The sequence below is a fragment of the Psychrobacter submarinus genome (assembly GCF_904846685.1).
In the GTDB taxonomy this organism is placed as follows: domain Bacteria; phylum Pseudomonadota; class Gammaproteobacteria; order Pseudomonadales; family Moraxellaceae; genus Psychrobacter; species Psychrobacter submarinus.
Genome location: NZ_CAJHBQ010000003.1, coordinates 261,739 through 278,792, shown reverse-complemented (window position 1 = coordinate 278,792; position 17,054 = coordinate 261,739). Strand labels below are relative to the sequence as shown.

The 17,054-nt window shown below is 43.2% G+C and carries 17 protein-coding genes; 11 read left to right on the top strand and 6 right to left on the bottom strand.

Translation table 11 applies throughout. The annotated features are described in order from the left end of the window. Positions 1-38: 38 nt before the first annotated feature. The 3 genes from JMY03_RS10460 (at position 39) to purH (ending at position 3,278) form a co-directional block, all read left to right on the top strand. Positions 39-1,013, top strand: coding sequence for a zinc-ribbon and DUF3426 domain-containing protein (locus tag JMY03_RS10460; RefSeq protein ID WP_201603568.1), 975 nt, complete (start codon positions 39-41; stop codon positions 1,011-1,013). Between the two features lie 30 nt (positions 1,014-1,043). Next, complete coding sequence (gene fis, locus JMY03_RS10455; protein ID WP_025647022.1) at positions 1,044-1,343, top strand: DNA-binding transcriptional regulator Fis; 300 nt, start codon at positions 1,044-1,046, stop codon at positions 1,341-1,343. 360 nt (positions 1,344-1,703) lie between these two features. After that, a complete protein-coding gene (purH, locus tag JMY03_RS10450; protein ID WP_201603567.1) occupies positions 1,704-3,278 on the top strand; it encodes a bifunctional phosphoribosylaminoimidazolecarboxamide formyltransferase/IMP cyclohydrolase in 1,575 nt (524 codons plus the stop codon). 95 nt (positions 3,279-3,373) lie between these two features. Here purH and JMY03_RS10445 read toward each other — a convergent pair whose 3' ends face one another. Together JMY03_RS10445 and JMY03_RS10440 are read right to left on the bottom strand one after the other, a co-directional pair. Beyond that, positions 3,374-5,248: a SurA N-terminal domain-containing protein gene (locus JMY03_RS10445; protein ID WP_201603566.1), complete on the bottom strand. Its 1,875-nt coding sequence runs from the start codon at positions 5,246-5,248 to the stop codon at positions 3,374-3,376. Positions 5,249-5,648: 400 nt separating this feature from the next. Continuing rightward, positions 5,649-5,921, bottom strand: coding sequence for an HU family DNA-binding protein (locus JMY03_RS10440; protein WP_025647025.1), 273 nt, complete (start codon positions 5,919-5,921; stop codon positions 5,649-5,651). A 683-nt stretch (positions 5,922-6,604) separates the two neighbouring features. Between JMY03_RS10440 and JMY03_RS10435 the strand changes: the two genes are divergently transcribed. The 8 genes from JMY03_RS10435 to fdx all read left to right on the top strand — a co-directional run bounded on the left by JMY03_RS10435 (position 6,605) and on the right by fdx (position 13,838). Further along, positions 6,605-7,186 carry a hypothetical protein gene (locus JMY03_RS10435; RefSeq protein ID WP_307833145.1) on the top strand — a complete coding sequence of 194 codons (582 nt, stop codon included), beginning with the start codon at positions 6,605-6,607 and terminating at the stop codon, positions 7,184-7,186. Between the two features lie 641 nt (positions 7,187-7,827). After that, complete coding sequence (locus JMY03_RS10430; protein ID WP_025647027.1) at positions 7,828-8,337, top strand: Rrf2 family transcriptional regulator; 510 nt, start codon at positions 7,828-7,830, stop codon at positions 8,335-8,337. Continuing rightward, entirely contained in the window at positions 8,334-9,560 is a 1,227-nt protein-coding gene (locus tag JMY03_RS10425) for an IscS subfamily cysteine desulfurase (RefSeq protein WP_201603564.1), read from the top strand. The genes JMY03_RS10430 and JMY03_RS10425 overlap by 4 nt, the downstream gene beginning before the upstream one ends. 152 nt (positions 9,561-9,712) lie before the next feature. Then, positions 9,713-10,123, top strand: coding sequence for a Fe-S cluster assembly scaffold IscU (iscU, locus tag JMY03_RS10420; protein WP_025647029.1), 411 nt, complete (start codon positions 9,713-9,715; stop codon positions 10,121-10,123). 182 nt (positions 10,124-10,305) lie between these two features. After that, the gene (iscA, locus tag JMY03_RS10415; RefSeq protein ID WP_025647030.1) at positions 10,306-10,626 is read left to right on the top strand and encodes an iron-sulfur cluster assembly protein IscA; all 321 of its coding nucleotides are present in this window, start codon (positions 10,306-10,308) and stop codon (positions 10,624-10,626) included. Between the two features lie 88 nt (positions 10,627-10,714). After that, positions 10,715-11,299, top strand: a complete 585-nt coding sequence (hscB, locus tag JMY03_RS10410; RefSeq protein WP_201603563.1) for a Fe-S protein assembly co-chaperone HscB — start codon at positions 10,715-10,717, stop codon at positions 11,297-11,299. A 238-nt stretch (positions 11,300-11,537) separates the two neighbouring features. Continuing rightward, positions 11,538-13,415 carry a Fe-S protein assembly chaperone HscA gene (hscA, locus tag JMY03_RS10405; RefSeq protein WP_201603562.1) on the top strand — a complete coding sequence of 626 codons (1,878 nt, stop codon included), beginning with the start codon at positions 11,538-11,540 and terminating at the stop codon, positions 13,413-13,415. 84 nt (positions 13,416-13,499) lie between these two features. Next, positions 13,500-13,838 (top strand): ISC system 2Fe-2S type ferredoxin, encoded by a 339-nt coding sequence (gene fdx / locus JMY03_RS10400; RefSeq protein WP_025647033.1) that lies wholly within the window; start codon positions 13,500-13,502, stop codon positions 13,836-13,838. A 118-nt stretch (positions 13,839-13,956) separates the two neighbouring features. On the opposite strand, the gene JMY03_RS13340 is transcribed toward fdx, so the two are convergent. The 4 genes from JMY03_RS13340 to JMY03_RS10385 form a co-directional block, all read right to left on the bottom strand. Further along, positions 13,957-14,403, bottom strand: a complete 447-nt coding sequence (locus JMY03_RS13340; RefSeq protein ID WP_265089640.1) for an adenylate/guanylate cyclase domain-containing protein — start codon at positions 14,401-14,403, stop codon at positions 13,957-13,959. Beyond that, positions 14,393-15,352: an adenylate/guanylate cyclase domain-containing protein gene (locus JMY03_RS13335; protein ID WP_265089639.1), complete on the bottom strand. Its 960-nt coding sequence runs from the start codon at positions 15,350-15,352 to the stop codon at positions 14,393-14,395. Before JMY03_RS13335 ends, JMY03_RS13340 begins: the two co-directional genes overlap by 11 nt. A gap of 614 nt (positions 15,353-15,966) precedes the next feature. After that, positions 15,967-16,170: a neutral/alkaline non-lysosomal ceramidase C-terminal domain-containing protein gene (locus tag JMY03_RS10390; protein WP_227675610.1), complete on the bottom strand. Its 204-nt coding sequence runs from the start codon at positions 16,168-16,170 to the stop codon at positions 15,967-15,969. A 400-nt stretch (positions 16,171-16,570) separates the two neighbouring features. Beyond that, on the bottom strand, positions 16,571-17,002 hold the full coding sequence (locus JMY03_RS10385) for an HIT domain-containing protein (protein WP_025647036.1): 432 nt from the start codon (positions 17,000-17,002) through the stop codon (positions 16,571-16,573). Between the last annotated feature and the right edge of the window lie 52 nt (positions 17,003-17,054).

The window sequence follows — 17,054 nt, the reverse complement described above, 5'->3', positions numbered from 1 at the left end:
AGTACCTACTTACCGCCAATAGTAGCTGAGTAGAATTAATGAACACTGCTTCTGGACTTGATGACATGACTACGCGTATCAAAACTCAGTGTCCTAGTTGTCAGGTGTATTTTGAACTAAATGCTGAATTGCCAGAGCTCTTACAGCGACCGAGCACACAGATGCGCTGTGCCCATTGTCAGCACAACTTTTTGGTGAATGAGCATTTAGTTGTTTCTGCCAATGATGATTCATTGAATAATACAGTAACACCAGATGATAGCGCGCATTCAGATAATAACTGGCTCGAAGAGCTGCTCAGTAAGCATAATAGTCACCACGACAAGCCGCTCGGTCACGCTCAAGCACAATCTGCTGACCAGAGTGCTTCGCAGTCGACGCCTTATTTAACTCAGCCCGTTTTGCCCGCTAACAAGATCGATAAAGCGCTAAGTAATCAGTATTTGTATCAAGACTTAGCGCAGCGTAATTTAGCTCAAGATAGAGTGCGGCGCTATGTTGCTCAAGATGATGAGACGCGATCGGGGCACTACGATGACGGACCGCAATCAGTAGCAATATTACTGTGGAGCGCTGGTTGCTTGGTCTTAACCTTATCTTTATTTGCCCAATATATTATCTTTAATTTAAATACTTTAATCAAAGATCCAGACTATGCTGCCCGTTTGGAGGCTGTGTGTGTGATAGCGGCGTGCCGACTACCCTCTGCTGATCTAGATGCTTTTGTCATCTCTGATCCCGTATTTAGAGCAAGCAAGATTAAAGCGGCTACTGCTTATAGTGATGTGCAAGCGACCCTATCGAATCAAAGTACCGAGACCCAGCTGGTACCTAGTCTTAGAGTTAGTATTTATGGTAGCGATGCATTAGTCGGAGAGTTTATTGCGCTACCAGAAGACTACTTAATGACTCGTCAAAGCCAGCTGTCTGCCAATTACAGCCAACCTTTTATGTTTACTATCCCTCTGACTCGCCAGCAAATTGATAGGATTACTATTGAACCTATTTATTGATCATCTGCCCAATATTGAGGAAAATACCTTATGACACCATCTGTACAGGGCTCCGCCAATCATTTTGCCCAAAGCGTACATTATGCAAGCTCAGCTGAGAGCTCTGAGCCTTTACGCTATCATGTTGAACGTGTGGTTCGTGAGTATTTTCTAGCCTTGGGCGACGAGCTACCAACTGATTTGTATGAGCTTATCTTAAAAGAAGTCGAGCTACCATTATTGACCGTAGTCCTCGAAAAGACTCGCGGCAATCAAACCAAGTGCGCGCAAATATTAGGGTTGAATCGTGGGACTTTACGTAAAAAGCTAAAGTGCTACGACTTGATGTAATGCTTCAAGCTGCTAGTTCATCTTCTAGGCGCTAAAGCGGCGAGTATTTTGACTAATAATTTGGGCAAACAAGACAAAATTTTGTACATACTAGCCAATATGTTTTATCATATCGGCCTTTATACTATTGCCTTAACCGATGAATCACTAGGCCAATCGTAATCACATAAACAACCATATCAGTCACCACATATTTTATAATAGTTATCACGACCTACTCATGGCAATAATTAAGCCTGTTTTTTATGGCTTGTCTTGCCTATATCCCCTCGCCTGAGCCTATACGGTATCCATCGCTAGCAGCCTATGCTTGCGGTTAAATGCCTTTTATTTTCAGGATTTTTATGGAATGATTTTATTATGACAAAACCACTAGCTCTCCTCTCAGTATCTAATAAAGCAGGTATTGTAGAATTCGCTCAAGGCTTAATTAAATCAGGTTTTGGCCTATTGTCTACGGGCGGCACTTATCGTTTGCTACAAGACAATAATGTCGAAGTCACAGAGGTCTCTGACTATACAGGCTTTGCTGAAATGATGGACGGCCGCGTCAAAACCCTACATCCCAAAATCCATGGCGGTATCTTAGGCCGCCGAGGTACTGACGATGCGATCATGAATGAGCATGCTATTGAGCGCATTGATATGGTGGTCGTCAACCTATATCCGTTTGCTGAAACGATTGCACAAGCTGACGTGACTATGACTGACGCTATTGAAAATATTGATATTGGTGGCCCTACTATGGTCCGCGCTGCGGCAAAAAATCATGCTGATGTTGGCATCGTAACCGACCCTAATGATTACGAGCGCGTTCTATCTGCTCTAAACAAAGGTACAACGCTGACCTCAGCGTTACGCTACGATTTGGCAGTGAAGGCTTTTGAACATACGGCTCAGTACGATGGCATGATTGCAAACTTCTTAGGCAGCCGCGTTAACGACACACAGCAGCCAGAAGTTTTTTCTCGTACGCTCAATCTACAATTCGATAAAATGCAGGATTTGCGCTACGGCGAAAACCCGCACCAAAAGGCCGCCTTCTACGTCGAAAATTCTGCTTTAGATAAAAAAGAAGCGTCGATTGCCACTGCTAAGCAGCTACAAGGCAAAGCCCTATCCTATAATAATATCGCTGACACAGACGCGGCGCTTGAATGCGTAAAAGCCTTTACCGCGCCTGCTTGCGTCATCGTCAAACATGCAAACCCTTGCGGTGTTGCCGTTGATCCTGATCAAGTCGCTGCCTATCGCACCGCCTTTAGCACAGACCCTGAATCCTCTTTTGGCGGTATCATCGCTTTTAATACTGCGCTTAGCGTCGCTGCGGCAAAGGACATCATCGATAACCAGTTTGTCGAAGTGATCATTGCTCCCAGTATCGAAGATGGCGTGCTAGAGGTAACGGCCGCGAAGAAAAACGTTCGAGTATTGGTTTGCGGCGAGCTACCAACGACTAACCGCCAAAGCAAACTCGACTACAAGCGCGTTAACGGTGGATTACTGGTGCAAGAGCAAGACTTGGACATTATTGGTGCTAATGACTTACAGATCGTCACTGACGTACAACCGACAGAGGCTCAAATTGCCGACTTGCTGTTCACTTGGACTGTCGCCAAATATGTCAAATCAAACGCTATTGTTTATGGTAAAAACAAGCGTACTATCGGCGTTGGTGCAGGTCAGATGAGCCGTGTCAATTCTGCTCGTATCGCTGCTATAAAAGCTGAGCATGCAGGCCTTGCAACTGAAGGCGCTGTCATGGCTTCAGACGCCTTCTTCCCTTTCCGTGATGGCATTGACAATGCGGCTGAAGTCGGTATTGCTGCTATCATTCAGCCCGGTGGTTCTATGCGTGATGACGAGACTATTGCTGCAGCTAATGAGCACGGCATAGCCATGGTATTCACTGGAATGCGTCATTTCCGCCATTAATCCGGTATCGATAAGCTTGCTTAACTATTAAGTACAACTGGTACACACAAAAAGCCACCGTCATTACGGTGGCTTTTTTGTGGCTAACCTTGTATTTAGCGAACCTGAGCGTTCTCCATATTCGCTTCATTGATCTCAACGTTATACGCTAAACGTAGGTAGTCTAAGTAATCCTGCAACTGATCTTGGCCTAAATTATCACGGATAATAGCAGCAGTTTGTACTTTTTCTGCTGCAGATAGCTGCGACTCACCTTGTGTTTCTATATGGTCACCTACTAGCACTGACGCCCCCACTTCCGTAGGACTGGCTATCGCCACTACTCCATTCATAGGTGCTTGCTTACTAAACGCAAGGCCACGCTCTTTATCAGATAACAAAGGCGTTTGACGATTGATCTCACCCAATGCTTGAAAGGATACAGCTTGCTTTGCGATATCATCGACAGTATCAATAGCGGCTGCTACTTTTTTGGCATCGGCTAGAGCTAAAGCACTGGCTTTTTGTTTGCGTAGGGTTTGCGTGATAATCGGGGTCGCTGCGGCTAAGCTTAGAGTCTCAGTAGGACGATAGTTGCTCGGCTGCGCCCAGACCATACCATTACCGACTTCAATACCAGTCGTTACCGCTTGATCCTGAATAGTAAAATCATCAAACGCTTGTTTGATCACTGCAGGCTGCGCGAGTACGGACGTATTGTTTTCTTTGCGGTAGTCATTGATCCGCTTAAGCGTCACATTTTCTTGTTGAGCGATATCTTCGATACTAAAGCCGTCTGCCGCCAAATCATTAATAGCAGTGACTTTATCAGCATAAATCGTCTGACGCTTATACTCTTTGGCTTTTGCCGTCAGCTCTTCGCGCATACTCTCCATAGTAGGCACGTCATCACTATTGTCTTCAGTGACTTTGAAAATCTGATAACCAAAGCTCGTATTGACGACTGGGCTCACCTCACCGACGGTTAATCCCTCAAGAGCGTCCTCAACCTTAGCAGCATCGTTACCAAATACCGAAGGATTAAAACGGCCAATAGCGCCGCCGCTTGCACCAGTAGGGTCATCAGAGTACTGTTCAGCCAGCGCAGCAAAATCTGCACCGTTATTTAGCTCGGCCAATACCTTATCAGCGCGTGCTTTGGCATCATCACCGCTCAAAAGTATTTGGCTAATCATACGCTCGTCACTCACCCCAAGCTGTTGCTTATAGCTCTCATACTGCTGTTCTAACTCATCTTCAGTCACTTGCTTAACTTCAATGTTAGCCGGTATCAGCTGAATATAAGCAAGATCGACCATAGCGTCGCTTTTTAGCTCATCTTTATTGGCATTGTAATACGCCTCTACATCCGCCTGACTGATTTGTACTTGTTGCTGGTAGTCCTGCCAGTTGAAACGATGCAACCAAACCTTACGGGTCTCAAGCTGCAAGTCGATCAGCTGGTTGACAGCGCGCATTGGATAGATGGCTGTTCCCACAATACTGGCGTTGAGCTGATCTAGACTCAACTGATTGCGAAACTCTGCAAATAGCTGGTTTTTAGTCATTCCGCGCTGACGCAAGAAGTTTGAGAATTGATCATTAGAAAAATTACCTTCTGCGTCTTTGAATATCTCTTCTTGCAACAATAAGCGATTGATCGTGTCATCAGATACAGTCATACCCAGCTTGCCTGCTTGCTGCTCGAGTAAAGTGCGATCAATAAGGCCTTTTAACACTTGATCATGCAGCACATCTTCATTGATCAAACTGGCATCATCGACCTGATCTAATAGCTCAGTACGGCGGCTGTTCACCGCAGACTGGTACTCGCTAAGTCCAACACTTGCCTCTCCTACCTGAGCGATTTGGTTGGGATCGACATTCCCGCCAAAATAGCTCTCAACACCCAACAACGCTAATGGCGCTAGGCATAAAATCAATAAAATGCGACCAGGCCAAGTTTTTAAAAAATCGCGCAATTTATCCATAATTATTTCTGCTTTATTAAACCGTGTTGGGAGGACCATTTTAATACTATCAGTCGTCATAGGACTGACAATGGTCAGAATCAATAATATACAATACTTGTTAACAGGTCAGTATCTTGTCGATATATAAGTCTTCAAAACTTATCAACGCTATAGCTTATCAACGTTAGAAACAGGAGAATGACTGCTATCTCAGCGCTTGGGCAAGCGAAACCTGCGCGCCTATGATACGTGATTTTTGCCATAGACTCAAAATATTCGTTTCGCCTTTACTAGCTTTTTTACCCATAAAAAAAGCACCTCAATTAAAGATGCTTTTTTTGTGCTATTTATCATATTGTTTTGATACAGTTAAAACCATAACTAACAGCACTGAATACTTCACAACTTAGAGTCTGGCTTAGTTTAAGCGCTCTTTTAGGTTTTTACCGGCTTTAAAGCTAGGTACTTTACTAGCTGGGATAGCCAATTCTTCACCAGTCTTAGGGTTACGACCAGTACGTGCTTTGCGATCTTTAACACTAAAAGTGCCAAAACCTACTAGTGAGATGCTCTCGCCAGCTTCTAGTGCTTCACCAACGCTTTCCATAACAGCGTTCAATGCATCACCAGCTTGAGTCTTATTTAAACCGCTTTTGTCTGCGATGCTATCAATGAGTTCTGACTTATTCATAAAATTTCCTTCAAGTTTAAGGGCTATAATAAACGCTAGCTTCCGCTATTGTATCGCTCTAATAATGCTTAAGCAATAACGATAACTAGAAGCTTACGTGGTTGTGGTTACGCTTTATTAAGGCCTTTATATCAAGGCAGCATAGGGAGCGCAAGCGATTTTACATTTTTTTGTGTACTCTACAACGCATTCGACACTCAATATTACGTAAAATACCAGTAACTTTCTTATCTAGATTTTTATTGCTTTTATTTCTTAGCTGCTATTTCACTCTCTAACTTGTTATTTTAATTACCTATTCTATGAATGGCTGGTGCTCTGACATAAACAATATTGCCAATATTGCAACAATTCGGTTACTGACACTAGATAGCATTATTTTTATGATAAGTTTGTCAGTATGGTAGCAACCCCATAGCAGCAACGCTCTTGAACTTGAACGGACTAAGCAGCTTAACTAAAGAATGCCAAGACGCATTGACACATTGACACATTTAAATTTTGACATACTGCGTTTTTACGCTACTCTTAGCAAGAATTTGCATTACTACTGATTCACTATATTGTGACTCTACTCATTTACCTCATAACCCTCCACCTTATAACAATGGATAATTGACATGAAGCGTTCTACATTGTCTCATTCTCTGCTAAATATCATTTTGGTTTTTATTGAATCAGCAATGACGTTATTATTACGCTTAGATCCTGAGCTACGTAAAGCAGCATACCCTTTGGCTAAACAAAACACGCTAGTGTGTTTGCGCTTATATTTGCCTCATGTCGAAGTGTTTGCCACTTTTAGCTATAAAGGGGTACTGTTAGATACAAGTATGCCGACCGATCGTAGTGAGCCTGACGTCGTTATCAATGCTTATAGTATGCAGGTCATCAATGCGCTCACAACTCACGATATCGAGAGCACTGAAAAGCTACAAATGCGCGGAGAAGTAGTGCAAGTACAACTGGTCAAACAGTTTATTATGCAGATGGGTTTAGGCGGCATCATTCAAGGGCTAATCAAAAAAATCAAAGGCAGCGAAAAAACCAAACCCAGCGATGCCGAAAAGCAGGAAAAAACTGATAACTACAAAGCACGTATCGCAGAACAACAAACGCAAATCAATACCCTTACCATAAAGAACCGCGAACTTGAAACGACGCTCAAAGAATTGCAAAGTAAGCAAAAGCTCCTGATGATAAGTGCGGTTGTAGCTGTAGTTATCGCTCTGATCGCTATTATTGCTTTTTTTATCAGTCAATAATAGAGGGCTGTATTGTTTACTCATTATTGCTCATCGCTGTTAGCAATACGCTGTTAGCAATACGCTGTTAGCAATACGCTGTTAGCAATACGCTGTTAGCAATAAATAGTACCCCCTCATTGTAAGAATAAAGATAAATAGTAGTGGTGCTTGCTGTACTACTACTGTTACTTTTCTCCTTTCAATCATTACTGGATCAAAGCATTATTAAATCTAAACCTTTGTGAATCAAAGCGCTTTATTCAAAAGCGACTCTCTCTTTAGTATTCATTTACCCCTCGCTGTTCTAAGTATAGAAATAACGATAATCTATCGATTTTACACCTATTACTGTCAATTAATATTATCAATCACTGGCTTAAATTTAATTAACGCATCAACCACACTTTAATCTTGACTAAATTACTCAGGATTAAGTATAATACTCGTATCGCGACATTTATAGGATTAACCATCTGTTGTGAGATAGCCATAGCGTATGACTTACTGACTATGAGTTTGTTATTTATTAGCGACTAACTCGTTAGTTTCAAGCTATTCGTTGGGGCAATATGTTGAATACATCACCAGTCTGATACTGGAATGTTAAAAGCAGCACTTTACCTACTTAAGCTTACTACTAATCAGTTTGGAGATCTTTCATGCGTTTAACCACTCGAGGCAGATATGCCGTTACTGCATTGCTAGATTTGGCACTGCAGACCAGTCAACAAGATAGTGCGGTGTCTTTATCTGATATCGCTAAGCGGCAATCAATATCGATCTCCTATCTTGAGCAGCTGTTCTCTAAGTTACGTAAACGAGGGTTAGTCACGAGCATTCGCGGTGCTGCTGGAGGTTATTATTTGTCAAAGCCTCTAGACGAGATTGATGTCATGAGCATCATCTCAGCAGTGGATGAGTCCGTCAATGCAATGCAATGCGAGGGACGAGGCGACTGCCAAGGCGGCACCATGTGTCTGACTCATGATTTATGGTGTGCTTTATCAAATCATATCGAGCAGTACTTGAAAAATATAACTTTAGCACAACTATTAGATATGGAAAATGTGCAATCCGTTTCAGAACGCCAGCACAGCTCTTCTAAAGAGATTTCATCAAAAGACATCAATACCATTACTTTATCGACTAGCGAGGCAAACCCAGCATGAGCCAACATAATAATTTAATATACTTAGACTACGCCGCTACTACCCCTGTTGCTCAGCCTGTTGCTGCAAAAATGAGCGAATATCTAACGGTAGACGGTATCTTTGGTAATCCAGCTTCGCGCTCTCATGGTTACGGTTGGCAAGCAGAGGAAGCCGTAGAGACAGCGCGCGGACAAGTTGCAGAAGTGATTAACGCTGATCCACGCGAGATTGTCTTTACCTCAGGGGCAACTGAGTCTGATAACTTAGCCATTAAAGGTGCGGCACACTTCTACCATTCTCGCGGTAAGCACATTATCACGAGTAAAATCGAGCACAAAGCCGTATTAGATACTTGTCGTGAGCTTGAGCAAGAAGGTTTTGAGATCACATATCTTGAGCCGCAAAAAGGCACAGGTCTGATACTGCCAGAGCAAGTCAAAGACGCACTACGTGAGGACACCATTTTAGTCTCACTAATGGCAGTCAATAATGAGCTTGGCACGATTACTGATATCACTGCTATCGGTGAGATTACTCGCGAAGCAGGCGTTATCTTTCATGTTGATGCCGCTCAAGCCGTAGGCAAAATAAAAATTGATGTCGAAACGACTAAAGTCGATTTAATGAGCTTTTCAGGTCATAAAGCTTATGGCCCTAAAGGTATCGGTGCTTTATTTGTTCGCCGTAAGCCACGTGTACGTCTAAAAGCTGAGCTACATGGCGGTGGTCATGAGCGCGGTATGCGTTCAGGTACGCTGCCAACGCATCAGATTGTTGGTCTAGGCGCAGCCTTTAGCTTAGCTGAAGAAAAGCGCGAAGAAGATCATGCTCATGTTGCTAATCTTCGTCAGAAGTTGTGGGATGGCTTGCAAGATATTGAAGAGATCTATCTAAATGGTGATCTTGAGCACAGCGTACCTAACATCGTTAACATTAGCTTCAACTTCGTTGAAGGGGAATCTTTGATGATGTCGCTAAAAGACTTAGCGGTTTCTTCAGGTTCGGCTTGTACTTCAGCAACGCTTGAGCCCTCTTACGTACTGCGCGCTATCGGCCGCTCTGATGAGTTAGCGCATAGCTCTATCCGTTTTAGCTTTGGCCGCTATACTACTGAAGAAGATATCGATACGGTACTCTCGCAAATGCATAGCGCTGTTGACAAGTTACGTGCTCTATCGCCGCTTTGGGATATGTATCAAGACGGCGTAGATCTTGACTCAGTTGAATGGGCTGAGCACTAAGATAGTCGCTAGTATAAGTACGGCGAATACTAAGTACAACGAGTAAATAAAAATTACAGACTATTAATACGTTTGACCCCAATTACAGATAAGCCCTCGAAGCAGTAACCTTAAAATACTTCGGGACTCATCGTCTAACCAGGAGAAAACCCATGGCTTATAGTGACCAAGTTATTGATCATTACGAAAATCCACGCAATGTCGGCAATCTTGATAAAAATGCCGAAAATGTAGGTACCGGTATGGTTGGTGCTCCAGCCTGTGGTGACGTTATGCGCTTACAGATTCAGGTTGGCGATAACGGTATCATTGAAGATGCCCGTTTTAAAACTTATGGCTGCGGCTCTGCTATTGCTTCAAGCTCACTAGTCACTGAGTGGCTAAAAGGTAAAAGCTTAGATCAAGCCAGTGAGATCAAAAACAACGATATCGCTCAAGAGCTTGCTTTGCCACCCGTTAAAGTGCATTGCTCAGTCTTAGCAGAAGATGCAATCAAAGCAGCTATCAGCGACTACAAAGGAAAGCATGGCACTAGCGATACGCAAGAAGAAGTCGCGCACTAAGCGGTTTAGTTGAAGGCGTCTTATCTTTATAATAAGTCTATAGAGCGCTGAGCTTTATACGCTACGGAGGTGACAATACAGCTTATGCCATTGTCACCTTTATTTTATACCCTACTTATAAGTTTACTCATTATAATCTTAGTGATTACAGTCTTAGTTATTGATAAATAATAGGAGTTGGCATGATTGAAATGACAGAACGCGCCGCTCAGCATGTTCGAGAGTTTTTAGATAATCGCGGTAAAGGCGAAGGTATCCGCGTTGGTATTCGTACTGCAGGGTGCTCAGGTTTGGCCTATGTTTTGGAGTTTGTAGATACTCCCGACGATAACGATACGCGCTATGACAGTCGCGGTGTCAGTATTTTTATTGATCCAAAAAGCTTAGTATATCTCGATGGTCTGCTGATGGACTACGAAAAAGAAGGATTAAATGAAGGCTTTAAATTCACTAATCCTAATCAAAAAGGCGAATGCGGCTGCGGTGAATCATTTACCGTATGATGTTTTGCTTGTTTAAAATAGCCAAACCTTTGATAGATTAATCCTTAAATATAACAATAAATGAGTATCACTTTTTAAAGGTCAAAATATGACTTCAGATAACCATGCGCAGCCAGACGCTCAGTTCGATAATTTTTTTGCTTTATTTGAGCAGCCTGTTCAGTTTGACTTATCTCAGCGGGCTCTAGATCAGCGCCTGCGTTTGCTGCAAAAACGCTATCATCCTGACAATATAGCAAAAAGTAATACTAGTGATCATCTGCAGCAGTCTGGGCAAGCGTCAGCCGTTATCAATCAAGCCTATCAAACCTTGAGTCATCCAGATAGCCGAGCCGCCTATCTATTAGATATGGCTGGGCAAGCACAGACTTTGGAGCATTCCATTGCCGATTTAGAGTTCCTTGATGATGCCATGCAGTTGCGCATTGATTTAGAAACTGCTATTGAAGATAAAGAGCGCTCGAGCCTACAGCAGTTACATCCACAGATTACTAGCCGCTTAGAAGAGCAGTCAACGCGATTCAAAGAGGCGTATCAGCACGAGCAATGGCAAACGGCCATCGATGCGACCCAAAAGCTAAAATTCTTAGTCAAGCTCAATGCTGATATCACTATAGCGCTCGATGAGCTTGCTAATGCAGAACAAGCAGACGACGATGATCTGTATGTCTAAGCTTACAGACTAAGTCTTTATGTGATTATTAATGGCCTTATGACGATGAGCGGCCTTTGCCCTTTTTATCATCAGTAGATTTTATACTGTCGGAGCTATTGCTAGAGTTACGATATCAGCGGTAATCACGTATAATCTGCCTGACTTAGCTTTGTCTTAGAAAATATATAACAACAGATTCTAATAGCCGCTTTTTTATTACCCTCTCATTTTTCACTTTTATTTTTTGAGCTGTCTTATGTCTTTATTGCAAATTGCTGAACCCAATCAAAGTGCCCAGCCTCACCAGCATCGTTTTGGCCTTGGTATTGATCTAGGAACCACGCGCTCATTAGCAGCAGTCGTCCGTTCAGGCAAGGCGCAAGTACTGCCAGCGAAACATCATGCCGATACGCTACTCCCTTCTGTCGTTTACTATCCTGCTACTGGGGCACCTGTAGTCGGCTCTGAAGCACTAGCCCACCTTGCAGATGATCCTAAAAACACCATCATCTCCGCCAAGCGCTTTATGGGCCGTAGTCAAGCAGACATCAAATTCTCACATCCTTATGAGCTCAGTGGTAGCGAAAACGCTATGCCGGCATTTATGACCGCGCAGGGGGATGTCTCGCCAGTAGAAGTATCCGCGCGCATACTAGCCGCCCTAAATGAGCGCGCAGGCGATGCCCTGCCTGCAGATAGCGTTGAAGGCGCTGTCATTACCGTACCGGCCTATTTTGATGAGGCGCAGCGTCAAGCGACTAAAGACGCTGCTCAAGCCGCTGGTATTAATGTATTAAGACTGCTTAACGAGCCTACTGCCGCTGCAGTTGCGTATGGTCTCGACAAGCCTAATCAAGACGATACTGAAAGCTACTACCTCATTTATGATTTGGGTGGGGGTACTTTTGATGTGTCTATCTTGAAGCTGACCGATGGCGTGTTTGAAGTGCTCGCTACAGGCGGTAACAGCGCGTTAGGCGGCGATGATATTGACCGCTTATTGGTCAATTGGCTGATCAAGCAGTTGGGTATCGATCCTGCTGAGGTCAGTCGCCATGACAAATCTATCTTGGCTCAGCAGGCTAAAACCTATAAGCAGGCGCTAACCGACAGCCAACAAGTAGATGTCGATATCGCTATCAATGAGCAAACTTTCCAAGGGGTATTAACTCATGAGGACTTGCTTGCTATTGCACAGCCCGTTAGCCGCCGTACCTTAGCGGTCTGCGAGCAAGTACTACGTGATGCCCAACTATCAGTGACAGACTTAGATGAGGTCGTTTTGGTTGGCGGCTCTACGCGTATGCCAACTATCCAAAATACCGTAGCTGAGTTTTTTGGTAAGCAGCCGTTATCTCGTCTTAATCCCGATGAAGTAGTCGCTTTAGGTGCGGCGCAAACAGCGCATCAGCTTATCAACGGTAATAGTGATAATAACCTACTCTTACTTGACGTTACCCCGTTATCACTTGGGCTTGAGACCATGGGCGGCTTAGTTGAAGTGCTCATCCCGCGTAATACACCTATTCCCGTCAAAAAACGTCAAACCTTTACCACTTATCAAGATGGGCAAACCGGTCTAGTAGTCCATGTGGTCCAAGGTGAGCGCGAAACGGTTGAAAACTGCCGCTCATTGGGACGCTTTGAGCTGTACGGCATCCCGCCGATGAAGGCCGGGTTTGCGCGTATTGAGGTGACTTTTAGTATCGATGCGAACGGACAGCTAACTGTGAGCGCGCAAGAAACCAGTACAGGTACGGAAAGCCAGATCGAAATCACACCTTCTTATGGCTTATCTGATGAGCAAAAAGAGCAGCTGTTAGTAGCAGGTTTTAAACATGCCGAAGAAGATAAGAATGCTCGCTCTCTGATTGAAACAAAAGTCGAAGCGGAGCGTGAGCTGTTAGCGCTACAATCAGCGCTTGGCGACTTCGACAGTTTACTCACAGCAGAAGCCAAACAAGCATTAACCACGCAAATGCAAGCCTTACAAGAAGCGCTCGCTCATGATGATCTAGCCAATATCGAGGCCCAGCAAGCTAAGCTTAAACCTTTGAGCGATGCTTTTGCAGCTAGCATCATGAACCAAAGCGTCAAAACCAGCATGGCCGGCACTAGTGCAAAAGACTGGTAGCTCATAAAGAGCGCGCTTCCCACATAGACTTTAAACGCTATTAACCCCTACATTTTTAATTAATAAATCGCGGATAGATTATTTATGCCAAAGATTACTGTACTCCCCCATCACGAGATTTGTCCTGAAGGTACTGAAGTTGAGCTTGAGACTGGTAGTAACTTATGTAAAGCGCTACTCGAAAAAGGCATCAAAATTGAGCATGCCTGTGAGATGTCAAAAGCCTGCACTACCTGTCACGTCGTCGTGCGTAAAGGCTTTAACGGTCTAGATGAGATGGACGATATCGAAGCCGATTTATTAGATCGTGCTTGGGGGCTTGAGCCTGACTCTCGTCTCTCTTGCCAAGTTGTTGTCGAAGAGGATGACTTAACTATCGAGATACCAAAATATACTCTGAACCATGCCAAAGAAAACCATTAAGCTCAATCTATGAGCTCAACAATGAGCTTTTTTTAAATTGGAAAGAAAAAATCCAGCGATTCTATTTAGTGTCGCTGGATTTTTATATTATAAAGCTATAAGAAATTAGATGCTGTTTTTATCGACCTGACATTTGATCACTCTCTTCTTTTTCGATACGCTCTAGCGCAAAGTTGAGACGATTTCTAATTTCTTGATAATCGTAATTTTTCATATCTTTGAAGTTAAGATGCAGATTGAAACCCGGTAAAGTATGATCGACCCATTTGGACGACTCATCCTTATCGGCATCGGGATCTAAAACCTGCCAAGCCCGAATAACATCATCAAAGCCTTTTAACTTATAGCTAACCGCATATTTACACTGATAATCATGGCAGATGTAGTCATAAGTCGCTTGGCTGATCAAAATCTCATCATTGCCCGCGGCTTGCTCGAGACGCGCCGCACGATTGGCCTCTCTACCGATAATAGTATAGTTCAATCGGCTACTACTGCCAAAGTTACCAACATGGCAGTAGCCGGTAGTAATGCCAATGCGCACGTATAGACCATCAAACCCCATCAAACCCCATCAATCGCCACTTTTGTCTGAGCGTACGCATCTCGCGGCGCATATCTATCGCCATCGCCACACAATCTAGCGCGTCTTGACGCACTCCGCGACTATTGGGCTCACCGAAGAAGCAAACCATACCATCGCCGATAAACTTATCTAACACCGCGCCATGTTTATTAGCGATATCGGTCATTACCTCCATATAAGTATTTAAAATATCGGCTAAATTGTCAGCGCTCAGACTATCGGACAGCTCTGTAAAGCCGACAATATCTGAGAACATAATGGACAGTTTCGCACGCTTATTAGCGACTTGAACCTCGCTATTTGATTTAACAATAGGTTGCCATATCTGCTGCGGTACAAAGCGGGTCAGCTTACTAATCACCGACACCATAGTGCTGAGTCTGCCTTTAGACTGCGCGGCTATGCGGCTATGCTCAATGTACTTATTATAAAAAAACCAAAAGTGACCGAGCACAACTAACAAGCTTGCAAACAGAATAGTAGGCGGTACGAAGCCTTTATCACAATCTATTTTAGAGCCACTTAAAGTGATACTAACATAATAAAATATCACCATAGTTATGACCGCTGCCATCAAAAGCTTAGCGCGGTTCTCTGCTTCGCTAATAATGATGCGCACGGCAATCAGCAGGGCTAAACTCAAAGCGATTACTACGCAAAATTGCATCGTACCAATGACTGTCCCTAATAAAACAACAACCGCATTTGAAGTCCAAAAATTTGAGGGACGCCGATAGTTGTATACAAGAATCATCAGACTAGGCAAAGAGATGATGACAAAAAGGGCCATCGCTGTGGGACTGAACTCATAATATAAAGCGAGAAGAGCCACGCTTAGCAGCAAGACATAAACCTCAGGATAATTAAAATTAAAACCTTCACCGGTTTTTAGTGAAAATTTCGGTTTTAACATCTCTGATATTGACATGCTGTTATTCGCTTTATTAAGTCACCGTAAAATAATCTTACAGCAGAAGGGTTAATCATAATGTTTGGATAACCGAAACAGTATGATTATTGAAATGTGATAAATAGATAACTCTATTATAGTGCTTCAAGCCTGCTAAGCCTACGGCAATGATACCCAAAAAAATACCGCTTGTCAGTTAAATGCCGCCAAGGCCTTGAAAATATTAGATAATATTCGCTAATCCGTATTTAGTATATACAAATAATTAGATATTTATACTGGACTTTTATAGAGTCCAAAGCGGCTTAAACCTCACTCTATTTACTGCACCGTAAAGCTAGGGCGTGTTGAACATTCGACCATGGCACTGACAGAGACTATTTTTTAGGCGATTTGCAGATAAAAATGGTAAGTTTAGTCGTTCTAAGCGTCTATTTTTATCAATAAAGCGGCAAAAAATAGTCCTGTCCCTGTTGTTGTAGTTAGGGCTGATGCTAAAATCGCCCTAGTCGTTGCGACTGTTTAATTAAAATCAGCTAGCCAATGCAATAAGCATTATCTGCAATTTTAACGACGACTAGAACACAGCTTTGATTAACTAGTAGCGATCAGCAGTGCGCATTTGTGAATGTTCAACACGCCCTATTAGAAGTGCCTGAGTACGGCTTGATTTTGTGTGTCCAGCCACTCTTCCAATCTCCGTAATGAGTCAAGCGATAAGTGCCAGCTGGCGTATCATCTGCTATGCGCCAATCGATAATCGCCTTACTGTATGCCGCACCTTGACGCTGCCAAGTATAATTGGTCTCAAAGTCGCTATCGCTTAAATAGTCAATCCATTGACCGTTCTCATAGCGCTACACCGCTAAGAAGCTGTCTTCAGTTCGCAGATTGTTTTTGGGATGGGCGGCGCAGAACAAGAAGTTGTCATCTGTTATCCTTAACGTAGAGTGAAGTTACAGCTACTTATGTTGGCTTATAGTAAGCACTAACATTTCGCTGAGACCAAATAGCTCAAACCGCTTTTAAGGTGTTACATCAATGACGATTACGACCTACAAAAACAGCTCTAAGCCTACAAATTGACTAAATCCTTTAGTCAACCTTCTCTAATTAATGAATAACAGACAAATGTGAAACGCTTTATGGTGAATAGTGACATAAGCTAAAACTCGCCTATATCACCATAAGGTTATTTAGAAAGTACTAAGACATGTTTATAACATTATGGCTTGACTACATTTGCCAATCGAACGGCATTTGATGATGCCCACGTAGTGCCATCATTAGCGGCTGCTGCATTTGCGCTAGTACTTCTTGCGTATAAGGAATAGCAGGCGTGCCCCATACTGGATTTGGCCATTTAATATCGTTTTGATAACGCACAATATGATGAAAATGCAGCTGCGGTACTTGATTACCTAAAGCGGCAACATTCATCTTTTCGGCTTGAAAAGTCTTGGCCAGTTGACTCGACAACCAACTTGACTCGCGTAAAAACTGGTTTTGATCGGCCTCTGAGAGCTCATATAGCTCGGTTATTCCAGTCACTCGCGGCACCAATATCAGCCAAGGAAACTGGCAATCATTGATCAAACGGCAGGTGGATAAAGGAAAATCACCAACCAAAAAACTATCGCTAGCAAGCTTAGGATGCAATTGAAACATAAGATGTATTTCTCTAATAATAAATATAATAAAAAGGTAGAAGTAATTAAAG